Annotated in this window: 15 protein-coding genes; 8 read left to right on the top strand and 7 right to left on the bottom strand. The window is 67.3% G+C overall.

Annotation, left to right across the window (positions count from 1 at the left end; genetic code table 11):
- Positions 1-87: 87 nt before the first annotated feature.
- Entirely contained in the window at positions 88-1629 is a 1542-nt protein-coding gene (locus tag BJ987_RS22900; RefSeq protein ID WP_209893733.1) for an amino acid permease, read from the top strand.
- Positions 1630-1633: 4 nt separating this feature from the next.
- Here BJ987_RS22900 and BJ987_RS22895 read toward each other — a convergent pair whose 3' ends face one another.
- Genes BJ987_RS22895 through BJ987_RS22885 form a run of 3 tightly spaced genes read right to left on the bottom strand, consistent with a single transcriptional unit; the run spans position 1634 to position 3664 of the window.
- Complete coding sequence (locus BJ987_RS22895) at positions 1634-2113, bottom strand: carboxymuconolactone decarboxylase family protein (protein WP_209893730.1); 480 nt, start codon at positions 2111-2113, stop codon at positions 1634-1636.
- Positions 2110-3189, bottom strand: coding sequence for an NAD(P)H-dependent amine dehydrogenase family protein (locus BJ987_RS22890; protein ID WP_209893727.1), 1080 nt, complete (start codon positions 3187-3189; stop codon positions 2110-2112). The genes BJ987_RS22895 and BJ987_RS22890 overlap by 4 nt, the downstream gene beginning before the upstream one ends.
- Before the next feature lie 43 nt (positions 3190-3232).
- On the bottom strand, positions 3233-3664 hold the full coding sequence (locus BJ987_RS22885; protein WP_209893724.1) for a MarR family winged helix-turn-helix transcriptional regulator: 432 nt from the start codon (positions 3662-3664) through the stop codon (positions 3233-3235).
- Positions 3665-3721: 57 nt separating this feature from the next.
- On the opposite strand from BJ987_RS22885, the gene BJ987_RS22880 reads away from it, so the two are divergent.
- Both BJ987_RS22880 and BJ987_RS22875 read left to right on the top strand, forming a co-directional pair.
- A complete protein-coding gene (locus BJ987_RS22880) occupies positions 3722-4759 on the top strand; it encodes a hypothetical protein (protein ID WP_209893721.1) in 1038 nt (345 codons plus the stop codon).
- Between the two features lie 350 nt (positions 4760-5109).
- Positions 5110-7053, top strand: coding sequence for a tetratricopeptide repeat protein (locus tag BJ987_RS22875; RefSeq protein WP_209893718.1), 1944 nt, complete (start codon positions 5110-5112; stop codon positions 7051-7053).
- Here BJ987_RS22875 and ybiA read toward each other — a convergent pair.
- Together ybiA and BJ987_RS22865 are read right to left on the bottom strand one after the other, a co-directional pair.
- Positions 7041-7595 carry a riboflavin biosynthesis intermediates N-glycosidase gene (gene ybiA / locus BJ987_RS22870; protein WP_245367394.1) on the bottom strand — a complete coding sequence of 185 codons (555 nt, stop codon included), beginning with the start codon at positions 7593-7595 and terminating at the stop codon, positions 7041-7043. The two genes, BJ987_RS22875 and ybiA, sit on opposite strands and share 13 nt — an antisense overlap.
- 52 nt (positions 7596-7647) lie before the next feature.
- Positions 7648-8187, bottom strand: a complete 540-nt coding sequence (locus BJ987_RS22865) for a hypothetical protein (protein ID WP_209893712.1) — start codon at positions 8185-8187, stop codon at positions 7648-7650.
- A gap of 418 nt (positions 8188-8605) precedes the next feature.
- Between BJ987_RS22865 and erm the strand changes: the two genes are divergently transcribed.
- The 3 genes from erm to BJ987_RS22850 all read left to right on the top strand — a co-directional run bounded on the left by erm (position 8606) and on the right by BJ987_RS22850 (position 12924).
- Positions 8606-9406, top strand: a complete 801-nt coding sequence (erm, locus tag BJ987_RS22860; RefSeq protein ID WP_209893710.1) for a 23S ribosomal RNA methyltransferase Erm — start codon at positions 8606-8608, stop codon at positions 9404-9406.
- A gap of 733 nt (positions 9407-10139) precedes the next feature.
- The gene (locus tag BJ987_RS22855) at positions 10140-10613 is read left to right on the top strand and encodes a hypothetical protein (RefSeq protein WP_209893707.1); all 474 of its coding nucleotides are present in this window, start codon (positions 10140-10142) and stop codon (positions 10611-10613) included.
- Between the two features lie 76 nt (positions 10614-10689).
- Positions 10690-12924 (top strand): serine/threonine-protein kinase, encoded by a 2235-nt coding sequence (locus tag BJ987_RS22850; protein ID WP_209893704.1) that lies wholly within the window; start codon positions 10690-10692, stop codon positions 12922-12924.
- A gap of 9 nt (positions 12925-12933) precedes the next feature.
- Here BJ987_RS22850 and BJ987_RS22845 read toward each other — a convergent pair whose 3' ends face one another.
- Positions 12934-13308: a hypothetical protein gene (locus BJ987_RS22845; RefSeq protein ID WP_209893702.1), complete on the bottom strand. Its 375-nt coding sequence runs from the start codon at positions 13306-13308 to the stop codon at positions 12934-12936.
- A gap of 288 nt (positions 13309-13596) precedes the next feature.
- On the opposite strand from BJ987_RS22845, the gene BJ987_RS22840 reads away from it, so the two are divergent.
- Complete coding sequence (locus BJ987_RS22840; RefSeq protein WP_209893700.1) at positions 13597-13818, top strand: hypothetical protein; 222 nt, start codon at positions 13597-13599, stop codon at positions 13816-13818.
- On the top strand, positions 13818-15041 hold the full coding sequence (locus BJ987_RS22835; RefSeq protein ID WP_209893697.1) for a hypothetical protein: 1224 nt from the start codon (positions 13818-13820) through the stop codon (positions 15039-15041). Before BJ987_RS22840 ends, BJ987_RS22835 begins: the two co-directional genes overlap by 1 nt.
- 62 nt (positions 15042-15103) lie before the next feature.
- Here the strand turns inward: BJ987_RS22835 and thpD are convergent, their stop codons facing one another.
- Positions 15104-15994, bottom strand: a complete 891-nt coding sequence (gene thpD / locus BJ987_RS22830) for an ectoine hydroxylase (protein ID WP_209893695.1) — start codon at positions 15992-15994, stop codon at positions 15104-15106.
- Between the last annotated feature and the right edge of the window lie 4 nt (positions 15995-15998).

Here is a 15998-nt window from a genome sequence, read left to right as displayed (position 1 = left end):
ACTTGTCCTGCGACGAACGGTTGTTTCACGCACACTGATCTTCTGCAAACGCTGTGTGAGGGCAGCGTTTTCGCTGTGGGAGCATCTATGAGCACTACCGATGACGAACGCCGGCTCGCCGAACTCGGCTACAAACAGGAACTGGCCCGATCCTGGTCCGGATTCTCCAATTTCGCGATCAGTTTCACCATTGTCTCGATCCTGACCGGCGGCCTCGCCAGTTACGGTATCGGCTTGGCCAACGGCGGCCCGATCACCATGGCGTGGGGCTGGCCGCTGGTCTCGATCATGGTGTTGTTCGTGGGCCTGGCGATGGCCGAATTGGCCTCGGCCTACCCGACTTCCGGCGGCCTGTATTGGTGGGCGTCCGAACTCGGCGGCCCGGTCTGGGGCTGGTTCACCGGTTGGTTCAATCTCATCGGTCAGATTGCGGTGACGGCGGCCATCGATTACGGCGCGGCCATTTTCACCACCTCCGTGCTGAATGTCATCGGCATCGAGATCGGGACCGACCGCACCGCGATCTTCATGGTCTTCGCCGTGATCCTGGTGCTGCACGCGGTGCTCAACGCGATCGGTCCGCACCTGTCCGCGGTGATCAACAATATTTCGGCCTGGTGGCATGTGGGCGGTGTCGCGGTGTTCGTGCTGGTTCTCGGAATCGGCGCGCAACACCATCAGAGCATCGGATTCGTCTTCACCGAAACCGTGGACAACAGCGCCGTCGGTTTCGGCGGCGTCGCCTTCAGTTTCCTGCTCGGTCTGCTGCACGCGCAGTACACGTTCACCGGGTACGACGCATCCGCGCATATGAGCGAGGAAACCCACGATGCCGCGCGGATGGCGGCCAAGGGCATCGTCAACACCATCATCGTCTCGGCTGTCGCGGGCTACCTGCTCATCATGGCGGTCACCTTCGCCATCCCGAATCTCGACGACGCGCTGGATCCGGAAAAGAACAGCGGCTACCCGGTGATCTACATCCTGGAGAATTCGCTGAATTCCTTCTGGTCCGGGACTCTGCTGATCATCGCCGCGGCGGCCCAATTGTTCTGCGGCTACGCCTCGGTGACCTCGGCTTCCCGCATGTTGTTCGCGTTCGCGCGGGACGGCGCGGTGCCCGGCTCGGCGCTGTGGTCGAAACTGTCGGCACGCAAGGTGCCGGTGAACGCGGTGCTGTTCATTTCCTTCTTCGCGTTCGTGCTGCTGATCCCGTCCATGCTGGTGCCCGCGGCGAACGCGCCCACCGCCTATGCCGCCGCCACCTCGGTCGCGACCATCGGCCTCTATATCGCCTACGGCATACCAATTCTGCTGCGCCAGCGGCACGGCAGCCGATTCCGCACCGGCCCTTGGCAACTCGGCCCCTGGTATCGGCCCATCGGCATTGTCGCCCTGATCTGGATCGCCTTGATCAGCGTGCTGTTCATCCTGCCCACCGACGATCGCGGCTATCCGTGGCACGACGAATTCACTTGGACCGTGGTCAATTACGCCCCGCTCACCCTGGTCGCCGTGGTCGGCGCCATCGGGATCTGGTGGTTCGCTTCGGCCCGGCGCTGGTTCACCGGACCGAAGCGCAATGTCGGCGAGACACCGGTAGAGGGCCCGACGCCGCACGCCAAGTGAGGATTCAGTGCCCCGGCAGCACGCAGGCGACGTCGAGACCCAGCACGTGGTTGAGGCGGCCGAAGGCGAGCCAGGAGCCGATGCTCATGGACAGCTCGACCACCTCGGCCTGGGTGTAGTGCGCGAACATCCGCTGCCAGAACTCGTCGTCGAGATTGTGGTGATCGACGGCGTAGCGTTCGGCGTATTCGGCCGCCAGGCGGGTCCGGTCGTCGAAGAGATCGGTTGTGCGCCAGTCGGTTACCGCGTCCGCGAACGCTTCTTCGACCTTCTGCCCGTCGCGTTCGGTCCGCCAGTCCAGGCAGAAGACGCAGCCGTTGATCTGGGCGATCCGCAGCCGCGCGGCCTCGAATTCGCGCAGACCGAGCGTGGAATGCTGGTAGACCGCGAGCGAGAAACCAGAGGCGGCGATGCCGATACCCGGCACCATTTCACCCCACACATAGCCGATGGGGTCCTTGCCCTCGGGGACATCGATGATCACGGGTTCTTCCTTCCGAGTTTGCCGACCGCTGGGGTGAGCGGCACGTCGAGTGCGTCGTAGAGACCGGGTTCGGCCTGGGTGAGCCAGCTGATGGCGTTCACCAAACGCCCTGCGGCGGTGGCGTTTCCGCCCGCCGAGCGATTGCCGCCCTCGTCGGTCGCCTCGATGCTGACCTCGATGCGCGGGCGGCCCTCGATGATCACCCGGTGTGCGCCGTCGCCGTCGGGCGGCAGCGGCCAGTCCCGGGCACAGTCGGGGTGGATACGGGTGACATGTTCGATGATGATGCGCGGTTCGCCCTCGACGATGCCCTGCACTTCGAACCGGATCGCGCCCTGGGTGCCGGCCTCGAAGTCGCCCATCCGCTCGGTGGTCACGGTCGCGTCCAGGGCGCGGCGGTCCACGGTCTCGCGGATCTCGTCGAGTTCGACGCCGAGACCGCGGGCCAGCAGCCGAACCTGGCCGCCCCACACCATGGTCGGCACGGTCGGGGCGAGCATCGGCGGCTCGTACTCCATCGGCTGGCCCATGCCGACGAGCCAGCGCACCGAATCAGGCTGGTCGTAGGTGGTGTAGTCGAAGATCTCCTGGCAGCGGACCACGTCCACGGTGCCGGCGAGTCCGCTGATCAGCAGCGGCAGCACATCGTTGCCCCAGCCGGGATCGACGCCGGAGACGAACAGCGAGCCGCCGCCGGCGGCGATCGCGTCGAGCACCGGCTGCCGGAATTCCGGTGCGGCGCCGCGCGGATCGTAGAGCGCGTACAGCGCGGGCGTGACGACCACGGCGCCCGCCGCGATGGCTTTGACGATGTCGGCGAGCGCGTCGTCGGGCCGGATATCGCCGGAGGCCGCGTAGACCAGGGCGCGCGGTCGAGCGGCGAGCGTGCCGTCGATATCGGCGGTGGCCGCGATACCCAGCTCGTAGTCGAGCCCCGCGAGCGAACCCGCGTCACGCCCGACTTTGTCGGGGTTGTGCACCAGTACGCCAGCCAATTCGAGCTCCGGGTGGGCGGCGATCGCGCGAATGGCCGCACGCCCCATATTACCGGTGCCCCATACCACAGTGGGGATCATCGCCGAAGGGTAGCAAGTGCTTGGTTGGTCTGGAGCGGTTTGGTCAGGGGGTGCTGTTGTAGCGGACCAGGTACTTCGCGAGACGACCCAGGTCGGCATCCGGCCAGTCCTTGAAACGCTCGGCAAACGCGGCCCGCCGAGCCGCCTCGGCCTCGCCGGCGACGCGGCGGCCCTCCGCGGTCGGATGCAGTCGCAGGTTCCGGCGATTGGCGGGATCGACTTCCCGAGCCAGATAGCCCAGGCTCTCCAGCGCCGCGACCTGCCTGCTCACCGTCGACTTGTCGAGCAGGAAGTGTTCGGCCACCTCACTGGCCTGGCATCCGTCACGCTCGATGAGCAAATCCAAAATGCTGGCCGCGACCAGCGAGAGCTCCGGATGCAACTCGGCGGCGCGGCCGCGGGCGCGCCGGGCGAAGGCGGTGAGTTCCCGCTGGATGACCTGGATGGCGTCCCTGCGTGGCAGCTCGGTTGGCATGGTTGTAGGATACAACTAAAGGCATAGTTGCATTTACCAACCATTGGGAGTTGATCCTTGAAGACCTCCGCCGCACAGCTGCGCCATGTGGCCGCGCATCTACTCACCCCGCTGCTCATGTGCCTGGGCATGGCCCTGGCCTACCTGGGCGCGTTTCATCAGCCCGAGCCGCATCATCTGGAGGTGGCGGTGGTCGGGACCGCGCCGCAGGAGATGGTGCTGGCGCAAACCCTGAAGGACAAGGCAGGCGACGGGCTCGAAGTGCTGACCCTGCCCGACCGCGACGCCGCGATCGACCGGCTGCGGGACCGGAATCTGGCGGGCGCCTATGTTCCCGACGCCCGGCACCCGGAATTGCTTGTCGCCAAAGGCAGTTCGGATACCACCGCGATGGCGGTAGAGGTGGTCTTCAAACAGGTGGCCGGCCGGCAGGGCGTGCCGCTGACGGTGACCGACATCGCGCCCACCGCACCCGGCGACCCCACGGGGCAAGGCATCTTCTTCTTGCTCGTCGCGCTGAGCGTCGGCTCCTACGGCAGCGTCGCGGCCATCGGCGCGGCCGGCGCGGGCCTGAGCATGCGCGTGCGCGCGCTGATCGGGGTGGCGACCTCGCTGGCGGTCAGCGTGATCGGACTCGCGGTGGCCGGGCCGGTGTTCGGCGTCATCGATCATGGTTACGCCGCGATCTGGGGTATGTCGTGGCTGTATTCGGCGGGCATCGTGCTTGTCGGCATCGGCCTGCACACCTTCCTGAAGCGGTGGACCACACTCGTGCTGATGGTGCTGTTCGTAATGCTCAACTTCACCTCCTCCGGCGGCATCTACCGTCCCGAGCTACAGAACGGCTTCTTCGGTGCGCTGCACTCGTTCTGGAACGGCGCCGGATTCGTGGAGGGCGCGCGCAGCCTGCTGTATTTCGACGGCGGCGCGGGACTCGGCGGACGGCTGGGGAGTCTGGTGCTGTGGCTGGTCGGCGGGCTGGTGCTGCTGGTGGTCGCGGCCCGATACGAGCGCGGGAACACACCTGCCTCACCAGCGCCCGCGCGGCGGGAAACAGCAGCCGAGGAGGAGATGGAAGAAGCGGTGGGTGTTTGACGACACCCCTCGCTCTGCGCATTGCGCGCGCACCAGGTAGGGTAAGGAAATCACGCACCATCCCCCGGTGCCCGGCCGTTCGGCCACTCTCCTCGATTTCCGCGAAGAACAGTTATCTGTAACCGACGGTTACAGATACATTCCGGGCCCTCCTCCGGTCAGCGGCGCTCGTACCCAACCGCGCGTTCACGTTCGAAAACCATTCCAGAACAAGCGAAGACGTCTCTTTTTCGCGACCCTCCGACGACTCGCCGAGACACATCGGCGAGTCGTCCGTCAGCGAGTACGGTGTACCGCGCCGCACAGCGCAGACATGGCGATGATCATCCTGGAAAGGCGGAGCGCTACCGATGTACGAGCCGTATTCGCACCTGCCTGCCCAGAATCCGGCCGACCAGCTACCGCTAGGCGCGCGCTACCACTCCGCCGACCCCATCCGGTGGCACGGCAGCCTGGTCTATCCCATGTACTCCGAGCAGTTCGGCCCCGCGCCCACCACGCTCACCATGTACACGATCTCGGCCGCACCGCCGGCCGGACTGCGCGGGCACGGCATCGGCTTGTCGGTCACCGACGGATATCTCGGCATCGAAGGCCGCCAACTCGGCGGTGTCGACGTGTGGAGCGATGTGCTCTCCGGTGGCGTCACCTTCGACCTGACGCCCACCAGTCCGCAGGCGATGTTCACGCTGACGCCGGTATGGGTCGACGAGAACGGCACGCAGAAATCGTTCATGGGCAACTACGGCATCGTGATCGAAACCTCCCCCGACGGCCGGATGGTGCTGTGGTGCAGTGTCGGCGAAGGGCCGCCCAACTTCGCGAACCTCGTCATCGGGCTCGACACGTCCGTCACGGCGGGACCGCGCACTTGGTTCGCGGCCGAGCCGAGCCCGGAACCGTCCGGTAAACCGGGCGCGCAGGTCGCCGGGTCGGCCGCGCCGATCCCGGTGTCGCAGCAGTGGTTCGAAACGGCCGGGGAAATCATCGCCGAGGCGGAACCCGAATCGTTCGCACCCGCGCCCGTCGCAGCCCAGCCGCCCGCAGCTCAGCCCGGCGCAGCCCAGCCACTCGCAACCCCGCCCGTCGCAGCCCCACCGCCCGCACCCCAGCCACTCGCACCCCAGCCCGTCGCACCCCAACCACTCACACCCCAGCCCGTCGCAGCCCAGCCCGTCGCACCCGCGATCGGCTCGCCGGAATGGTTCGCCGCCAACGGCTTGACGGACCCGCGCACCACGCCGGCGGGCGCGTACGCCGCCGACCCGGCCAGGCGCACCGAGGAGAGAGCGACACCGGTCCAGCGCATGCCCGCGCTGACGGGCGACCAGACGTGGTACGCCGACCACCCTGGGAACTCGGCTTCGGTTGCCGCCCAGCGAGATCGGTCCGCGGCACCCACTGCCGCGGAGCCGGAGCCGTTCGCCGGTTACGGGATGCCCGTCCACCCGCCCAGCCGCCCCGCCGAGCCCGGCCCACCGCCGATCGCCACTCCGAACGGTTTCGGCGCCGACTGGCAGTCACGCTTCGGGCCGGACCAATTCAGCGACCGCGCCCAGCCCGGATGGCAGCCGGAGCCGCAAAAGCATCCGGGTGAACCCGCGCCGGTAACCACGAACCGAGACTGGTTCGGAAACGAGCGGCCGGTGCAAACCCCGGCCGGGAACGCTGGCAGTGGTCAGCCGCAGGCGCCCTCGCCGCAGGCAGACTTCGGGCGCACAGACCCGGCACCACGTCGGCCCGTCAGCGAGCGACTGCCGGACCCCTCGATCTCCTGGCCGACCGCACCACCGGCGGTGGCCGAGCCACGAGATCGATTCAGCCCGAGCGAAGTCGCACAGTCTGCAAGTACGTCCGGCGACTGGTCACCCGCCGCGCAGCCGAAGGCATACGAGTCCGCACCGGCCTGGGCTACCGAGGAGATCCCGGGACACACCGGTGACACCGAATGGCAGGCGGGCGCGCGACGGGACAAGGATCCCGACACCAGCATGCGCGGCGCCCTCTATGACCTCGGAGTCGCCATGTACAGCCGCGGCGAAGAGGACCAGGCCTGCGGTCTGTGGGCGCAAGCGGCCGAAGCCGGACATGCCGCGGCCGCCTACGACCTCGGAGTGGTGCGCTTCCGGCGCGGCGATGTGAACGACGCGGAACGCTGGTGGCGCACCGCCGCCGAGCGCCGCGAGCCGCGCGCCATGGCGGGACTCGCGGAACTACTCGACCGGCAAGGCAATTACGCCGAAGCGCGGAGGTGGCGGGCGAGTGCGGCCGAGGACATCGATCAGTCGGTGTGAGCACGTAGTTCGTCGCGAGCGGCCATCAGCGCGAACCCGAGCAGGTTCGAGCCGCGCCAGCGGTTCGGCTCATCGCTGCGCGGATCGTCGGCCGCCAGTCCGATACCCCAGATGCGGTCTACCGGACTGGCCTCCACCAGCACGCGCTCCCCGGTGCGCAGCAGATAGTCCCGCAGCTCGGGATGCTGCCCGAACTTGGCGACACTGCCCGCCACCACGATGTCGAATCGCGCGGCGTTCCATGCGGATTCATCGAAATCGCGGACCTGTCGGCCGAGGCTTTTCGCCTGGCTCGGATGTCCGGCCACAAGTACCCGTTCGGCGGTCTCCACATCGTCGAACAACAGCGCCTTACGCCACATCATGTAGTGCTCGGCACTGCGAAACGTCTTCCCGTCGACGACGAATTCGACGGGCCACCATTGACTCAGCGCGCCGGGACCGGCACTGCCGTCCCGCTGCGGCCGGTGGCCCCAGAACTTCAGGTACTTCACTGTTCCTCCCTCGTGGAGGAACGCGACCAACTCCTCGACCGAACGCATGCTCACCCGCGCAGTCTGCCGTACCCCGCCGCCGGGGTCGACGGAGTTTCGTTCAGGCGAGGGCGAAACTCAGCAACTGAGCCGGGCCCGCCGCCTCCCGCGACCACGAATAGCCGAACCACACTCCGGGTGTGATCTCGCGGATCTCGTCGTACAGCTGCGGGCTCGGCGAGGGGCGATAGTCGAGCACCCAGGACGGGCCGCCGTCGAGCAGCGCCGGGCCGCGATACACGTCCGCGGGCCAGCCCTCGATTCCGGCCGCGGTGATCCGGTTCAGCACGCGGCCGCCGTCGGGACCGGTGTAGAACGTTTTGCCGATCCAGACCGCCGGGGTCCAGGCCCGCATGTCGATCGGCCGGATCACCCAGCCGTTCTTCACACCCATCGGGACGGCGCCGGGTGACGCATCGCGGAAGATGGCGTCCTGCTGTGCCGGATTGCAGCGGAATCGCAGCGAATCGACGGTTGCCGCGCGGTCGCCGTCGTACAGGACACACCCGCCGCCGTAATCGGTGTCGGCCTGGGCGACTGGCAGCGTGAGCGGGGCGACGACCATCGCGACGGCGAGTCCGGCGGGCGCAACCCACCGCATCAGAGCAGATAGACCAGGTTTACGACTGGTACGCATTCGGGCCTCCAGGGACTTACCCCGGCATCGGGGCGCGGGTGGCTTGCTACCGATTTGCTGTTGATCTTCGTCGACAATGCCCGCCCGCTGCGGCGATAAACCATTTTCCAGCGGACGAGACGGCCGGTATGTTGTCCGGCATGGGTGGTCCAGGCATGAACGGAGCGTGCGCTGTCGGCGCGTTCTACATCCGGCTGCGCGCGGAGGCCTGGACTCCGCCGGCGCACCGTGAGCTCCCGATCACGCGCTAGACAGCGCGCGCCGTTGATCCCTCGGCGCTGATCGGATTCCTTACCGACCGCTCGTCGGTCTCACCGTGCCCTGGCATGGGTCCGGGCGAATCACTGATCCCTGATTCGACCACTCCGTCCGGAGGACACCCATGTCCCGCAATCGCTCCCTTCCGCGTGCCCGCAGCACCCACGCGAGCCGCCGCAAGCGGCTGTCCCAGAATTTCCTCACCACCGCGGACACCGCCCGCCTGCTGGTGCGCTCATCCGGAATCGGCCCCTCCGACCTCGTGGTCGAGATCGGTCCCGGCGACGGCATGCTGACCCGCCGGTTACTCGACGTGGCAGGCCGCGTGCTCGCCTACGAGATCGACGGCCACTACGCCGCACGTCTACGCCGCAGATACGCCGACGACAAGCGAATCCACTGCTACCACAGTGACTTCCGAGCCGTCTCCGCACCACACGAACCCTTCGCCGTGGTGGCGAACATCCCCTTCGCCGGCACTACCGACATCGTCCGCTGGTGCCTGTCCGCCCGCCACCTGACCTCCGCAACCCTGCTGGTGCAAGCGGAATTCGCACGTAAACACACCGGCGACTACGGCCGCTGGACCAAACTCGCCATCACCCATTGGCCCACTGTCGCACTGGAATTGGGCCCACGCGTCAGCCGCCACCGGTTCCACCCCGTCCCCCAGGTCGACGCGGCGGTCCTGCACCTTCGCCCCCACCCCGAACCCCTACTCCCCCACACCGCACTCCCCGCCTACCGCCGCCTGGTAGACCTCGGCTTCTCCGGCATCGGCGGCTCCCTCGCCGCCTCCCTGACCCAAGCCTTCCCACCCGGCACCGTCCGCGAAGCCTGCGCGAACGCGGGCGTCCCCCGCGATCAGCCGGTAGGACTCGTGACACCCCACCAGTGGCTGAGCCTTTTCCACACCCTTCGGTAGACACGAATCAGATTGCCGCACACGCACTCTCGCTGGAGAGGCGTGTGCGGCCGTCGCCCCACCAGGGACTCATGCGCGGCAGCCGACTCGAGTGGCCTGGCGTTCGCTTCCGCCGTGCCCGTGCCGGGTGGACGGGCGAGACAAGGCGAATTGGCTTAGGGTGCTGGCTGGACCAACTACAGGGGCGGTGGATCCAGCCGCCGGGGAGGACTCTTCCGTGACTGACCCCAGTTCGGAGCAGGCGACCGGCCAGGGCGCGCAAGATGCGTATCAGCATGCTGGACAGGCTTATCCGCAGCCGGGGATTCGGCACGGATCGCAAGAAGCGGGGCAGCCGTCGATGTCGCCCAATCCATATCAAAGCGGCGCGCAGTCGGGTGATCAGTATTCGGGGGCGGATTCGAATCCGAGTGCGGGTCAGCCGTTTGCGGGACAGCCGCAGGGCACGAGTCAGCCGTTTCCGGGGCAGCCGCAGGGGGCCAGTCAGCCGTTTCCGGGGCAGCTGCAAGGCACGAGTCAACCGTTTCCGGGTCAACCGCAAGGCACGAGTCAACCGTTTCCGGGACAACCGCAAGGCACGAGTCAACCGTTTCCGGGACAACCGCAAGGCACGAGTCAACCGTTTCCGGGACAACCGCAGGGCGCGGGCGGTTATCCGACGCCCTACGGTCAGCCCGCCGGATTCCCGCCGCAGGCGAATCAGCCGGGGTCAGCGGTCGGCCGGGTGGCGGGGGTGGCTCTGCTGGTCGCCGCGATCCTTACCGGGTCCGGGACATTTCTCTGGGCGACTCCGCTGCGTTTCAGCACCTTCCTGGTGGTCGTACCGGTGCATCTCACCACCCTCGCGGGCGTGGTCACCGCGATTCTGCTGTTGATCGGCGTCAAGAAACCAGTGGTTCCGGCGTTGGGCGCAGCGGTGGCGGGCATGGTGTTCTCCTACGAGTTCGATCGGGTGATGGCCTACGGGGAGTGGTTCGGCGTGGGCTCGGTGGAGTTCCTCGTTACCCTCCTCGGCGCTTTCGTCGGCCTGGCGGCGCTGATCCTCGCGCTGGTCGGGGCGATGAACGCGATGCGGTCCGGTGCGGTGGCGGGCCGGCCGACGGGATCGCCCGCGCCATGGGGACAGCCCGTGATGCCACCGCAGGGTCAATGGGGTCACCCGGTGCCGCCGCAACCCCCGGCACAGCAGTATCAGCCGCCCCGATAGCCCGTTTTCGTCACCGCTGTCGTTTCCGCTGCGCGGTTGGGCGTCCGGTGTCGGCGGGCGGCGTTACGATGCGCAGATGGCGCATCCGGCTCCGGTGGTTTCGGGGGCGACGGTCGCAGCCGGCCGTTCGCCCGGTACCGGAGTGGCCGAGGTGGTCGAGCGGTTCGCGCAGGCATGGCGGGAGCACGACCAACCGCCGCGGCTGCCGGAGTTCTTGCCGGATTCACCCGGTATCCGCCGGGTTTCCCTGATCGAGTTGATTAAGGTCGACTTGGCCAACCGGTGGCGCCGGGGGCAGCCCAAGCGACTGTCCGATTATGCGGCGGAATTGCCGGAACTCAGCAGCTGGCCGTTGCCGCCGGATTTGATCTACGAGGAGTTCCACGTTCGGAAGCAGGCCGGTCACGAAGTGGACGCGGCGGAGTACACCGCTACCTATCCCGCTCAGGCCGAACAGCTTTCGGAGATGCTGGCCACCGACGACTACCACAGCACGCTGATGTCGGTGGCGACCGAGCCCGCATGCCTCGACGACATCGAAGCCGGACAGCGGATCGATGACTTCGACCTGATGACCGGACTGGGCCGGGGTGCGTTCGCGCGGGTGTTCTTGGCCCGGCAGCGGTCCATGCAGCGGCTGGTGGCGGTGAAGATCTCGCAGGACAAGAGCTCCGAGCCACAGACGCTGGCGCAGTTGGATCACGACTACATCGTGCGGGTCTTCGATCAGCGGATTCTGGAAGAGCGCAAGCTTCGGCTGCTGTACATGCAGTATGTGCCCGGCGGGACGCTGTTCAGTGTGCTGGAGCGGGTGCGCCGGACTGTACCCGCGCAACGCTGCGGTGCGCTGCTGCTCGAAGTCGTCGACGGTGTTCTGGCCGACAAGGGCGAGATCCGCCCCGGGGAGTCACCGGCGCGGGCCGAGCTGGCGCGCCTGTCGTGGCCGGAAACCATTGCCTGGCTCGGACGCCGGCTGGCGGAGGCGCTGGATTACGCCGATCACCGAGGGGTGCTGCATCGCGATATCAAACCGGCGAATGTGCTGCTGACCGCCGAGGGCGTGCCGAAACTGGCGGACTTCAACATCAGCTTCAGCGGGAATGTGTCCGGCGACAGCCCGGTCGCGTATTTCGGCGGCTCGCTGGCGTACATGTCGCCGGAGCAGTTGGCGGCCGTGCACCCGGACAAACCCGGGACCGCCGCCGACCTCGACCTCCGCAGCGACCTGTTCGCGCTGGCCGTAGTCCTCTGGGAATTGCTCACGGGCACCAAACCCTTCGCCGACGACGGTGTGACCGGCGGCGATCGCACGACGCTGGACGGCATGCTGCAGCGGCGCGAGGGCAGTCCGGAGACGCTGCCGTACGACAATCTGCCCGCCGATTGTCCAGCCGCCTTGCGCCGGGCGCTGGCGCGAGCGCTGGAACCGGACCCGGACAAGCGCTGGGCCGATGGCGCGGAAATGGCGCAGCAGTTGGAGGTCTGCCTGGACGCGCGGGCTCGCGATCTGGTCGACCCGCCGCCGCACAGCGCGCGCCTGCGTGCCCGGCTGCTGATGCATCCGATCATGGCGTGTGCCATCGCGATTCCGAACGCGCTGGCGATCTGGTACAGCTACCACCACAATCGCACCCTGATCATCGGCAAGTTCGACGCGCAAGCCCAGCAACGGTTCGATCAGATCGCGCTCACCACCTACGGGCTGTGTTTCCTGGTGGGCTTCATCGTCACGAATCTGCTGCTGGTGCGCCTGTGGTCGACCGCGCGGGGTTTGCGGCGCGGCCGATCCTATGACGCCCCCGCGCTGGCGAAAGTGCGCGCGGACACACTGAGATTGGGCACGCGCAATGTGCTGACCTGTTTCGCGCTGTGGGCGCTGGCGGGGATCGTGGTCCCGCTCTCGGTGCGGCTGAGCGGAAACCAACTCGGCGCTGCCGACTACGTGCACTTCTTCATCACGCAAATCGTTTGCGGCGCAATCGCTATGGCCTATCCGTACTTCCTGGTGAGCTTCTACGCGGTGCGTTGCCTCTACCCGATGTTCCTGCCGCACGGCGGTATCGGGGGCGACGACCCGCGCCGGCTCGAGCAACTCGACCGCCGCAGTACCTACTTCTTGGCGATCGCCGCGGCGGTTCCATTGCTCGGCGTCGCCGGCGCCACTTTCATCCCGGTGGACGACATCGGCTCGGTGATCCTCGCCATCCGGGTGTTGTGCGTGGGCAGCGCGTTGGCCTTCCTCGCCGTCTACTGGCTCTTTCGCATGCTGGAGAAAGACCTGAACGCGCTGCAACGCATCGTCGTTCGCTGACCGAACGGTTCAGTTGCCCGTCGCCGCGGCCGGGGGTGTGTGCGTGTCGGCCTTGGCGCACAGTGCGTGCTGGGTGTCGTTGATCTGCCGCACGTAGGGCGCGACCACACCGTTGTCGCGCAGCACCAGGTCGGCCTGGATTTCGTTGACGGAACCGACGTAGGCGCTGGCCACCTTCTCCGACCGCAACAGCTTGAGCGGCGCCGCGGTGTCCTGGGCGTTGAAGGCGGCCTGCCGCATGCCCGCGCTCGCGCAGATCGCCGACGGCGCCTCGCCGGCCTTGCCCGCCACGACCACCATCTCGTGGTCCGCGTGGGCGGTCCCGGCCATCGCGGTGAGCATGCCGGTGACCGCTACACCGACTCCGAATGCACGAATTTTCATGGAGAGCCTTTCCGAACCGTTGTTGTTCGAGCGTGTGCCCGGCTCGGGGAGGTCCCGAGCACCACGGTTATTCGGTTCGGCGGTTCGGACGGATGGGTCGAGTTTTTAGTCACTCACGTTTCTGAAATTCCCACAAGTTTGCCACGGCCCTGTCAATACCCTTCGCCGGGCAAATCACCCCCGCACTGGGTGCATCCCGGCAGAATATGATCGAGAAAGCCTCGGGGTAGAGCTCGGGAAACCTTCGCGCGCAGCGTTGTTCGCGTGGGTACGCAGAACGGGAGAACAATGACCGCCAGAGCCGAACTGGAACGTGAACTGGGTGGCCCGCTATCCGCCCTGGACCTGCTCTCCGACGGGGAAATTCGCGAATTGCTCATGACCTTCCGCTCGGCGCGCCGGACCGAGGCGGCCATGCTGAACGAGGCCGTGGACAGCGTGATCGGCACCCTGCCCTGGCCGCTGCGCACGCCGGCGAAGAAGATCATGTTCGGCAATCGGCTGCGCTGATGACGGACCTCGTTACCAAAGCGCAAGTGGTGCTGCTGGCGCGAACGCTGCACGTGCCCGCCGAACGGCTGGCCCACCTGGAGCACCTCGGCGCCGAAGCACTGCACGAAGTGCAACAGCGCATGGCCGCGGTGATTTTCGCCCAGCACGCGACGACCTTCGAACGGATCAGCAAGCTGGTCCCCGTCATCCCGCTGAGCATCTCGATTCCGTTGGTGCAGCGCCTGGTTCCGCCTATGATGACCGGGCGCGCGGCGGGTGCGGTGGGTGTGAAATATCCTAAAAAGGCGGCGGATGCCGTGTGGATGCTGGAGCCCGGATATGCGGCGGATTGCGCCCCGTATCTCGACCCGCACACCGTCGGGCAACTCGCCGATGTGGCGCCCCCGGAGCCGATAGTGCGGATCACCAACGAGGTGCTGCGGCGCGGCGACTACGTCACCGCGGGCCCGTTTCTCGCCTACGCCACACCGGCGCTGATTCGAGCGATCGAAGCGGGCGTGGCCGACGACGAAGGCTTGATCCGGTCGGCGGCCTACGCGTACTCGGGCGAGAACCTCAGCGGCATCATGCGGCAGCTGCTGCACGGGCGCTCGCACAGGATCCCGCAAATGGTCGCGACGGTGCTGGACGGCGCACCGGAGCTCAAGCTGGCCGCCCTGTCGGTGTTCGCGCGCTGTGACAGCGACGTGGTCGGCGCGGTCGGTGAGCTGATGTTCGAATTCGGCTCCGCCGCGGCTATCACCGAGCTCATCGGCATCGCCATCGAGGCGCAGGCCGTGCCGGAACTGTTGCGCTTCGTCGGAAAGTTGCGCCCGTCGGCACTGGACAGCTTGGCCGCCAACCCGATAGTCGGCGATCTGCCCCGGATGTCGGCGCTCGTGGCCGCGCTGGAGGGCGCCGACGAGCCCGCGCTCTGGCGTGGCCTCCTGTGCTGGATCGAACGCACCGATTTCGAGGCGCAACACCGAATCGCCAGGGTGATCACCGAATTGAGCGATCCGACCCTGCTCGCGGTGCCCGGCGCGGCGACCGACGCGCGGATCTGGCCGGCCCTGTTGCGCTTGCTGGCCGAGGCGGATGCCGATACGCAGGCACAGCTGGGTGAGGTGTGGGCCTTGCTGACCCCGTCCGTGCGCGCGGATCTGCAACGGCGGGTGACAGATCTGGGCTTGGCCGGCAGGCTCGCCACGTTCACCGTCACCCTGGACATCTACGCGTAAACCGCTGCCCGCGTGCGCCTCTCGCCCCGACGACCGAGGCGCACGCGGAACAGCGGAGTTTCTTACACCGGCGTGAAATCCCGCGCGGCGATATAGGTGGGCCGGCGGCCGGGCGCGGCGTACGGCTCCACGAGCGTGTTCTCCACACTGTTGAACACCAGGAAGATGTTCGAGCGCGGGAACGGGGTGATGTTGTTCGACGAGCCGTGCATGATGTTGGAGTCGAACAGCAGCGCCGACCCGGCCCGGCCGGTGAACTGGGTGATTCCGTGCCGCTCGGCCAGCATCGCGATATCCGAGGGCGTCGGCACGCCGATCTCCTGCTCCTGCAACGACTCCCGGTAGTGCTCGGGCGGCGTGCTGCCCTGACACGGTACGAAGGTGCGGTGCGAGCCGGGCATCACCATCAGGCTGCCGTTGACCGGGTAGTTGTCGGTCAGCGCGATCGACAGGCTCACCGCCCGCGGCGTGGGCATCCCGTCCTCGGCATGCCAGGTCTCGAAATCGGAATGCCAGTAGAAACCGTTGCCGCGGAACCCGGGCATGTAGTTGATCCGGGTCTGGTGCAGGTACACCTCCGAGCCGAGCACCTCCCGGGCGGGTCCGGAGATCCGGGTCTGCCGGACCAGATCGGCAACCGCGGCGCTGAGCTTGTGCACTTCGAACACCGACCGGACCCGATTCGAGGACCGTTCCCGGATCACCCGATCGTCTTCCGCCAGCGCGGGATCGTTTGCCAGACGGGCGATTTCGGCGCTGAACTCGGCCACCTCGGCCGGGCTGAGCAGATCTTCGAGTACGGCGTATCCGTCGGTGCCGAATGTGGCCAGCGCCTCGGTGCCGATCTGCCCCCACACCGTGGGATCGACCCGCTCCCGGTGCCGGAGCGGTTCACCCGTCCGGGTCGGGTAATGATCGGCCAGACTCGTATCAACGGTATGCTGCAACACCATTCGC

This window comes from Nocardia goodfellowii (assembly GCF_017875645.1).
In the GTDB taxonomy this organism is placed as follows: Bacteria; Actinomycetota; Actinomycetes; order Mycobacteriales; family Mycobacteriaceae; genus Nocardia; species Nocardia goodfellowii.
Note: the sequence above shows the minus strand (reverse complement) of the source record. Positions and strands in the feature narration are given on the sequence as shown.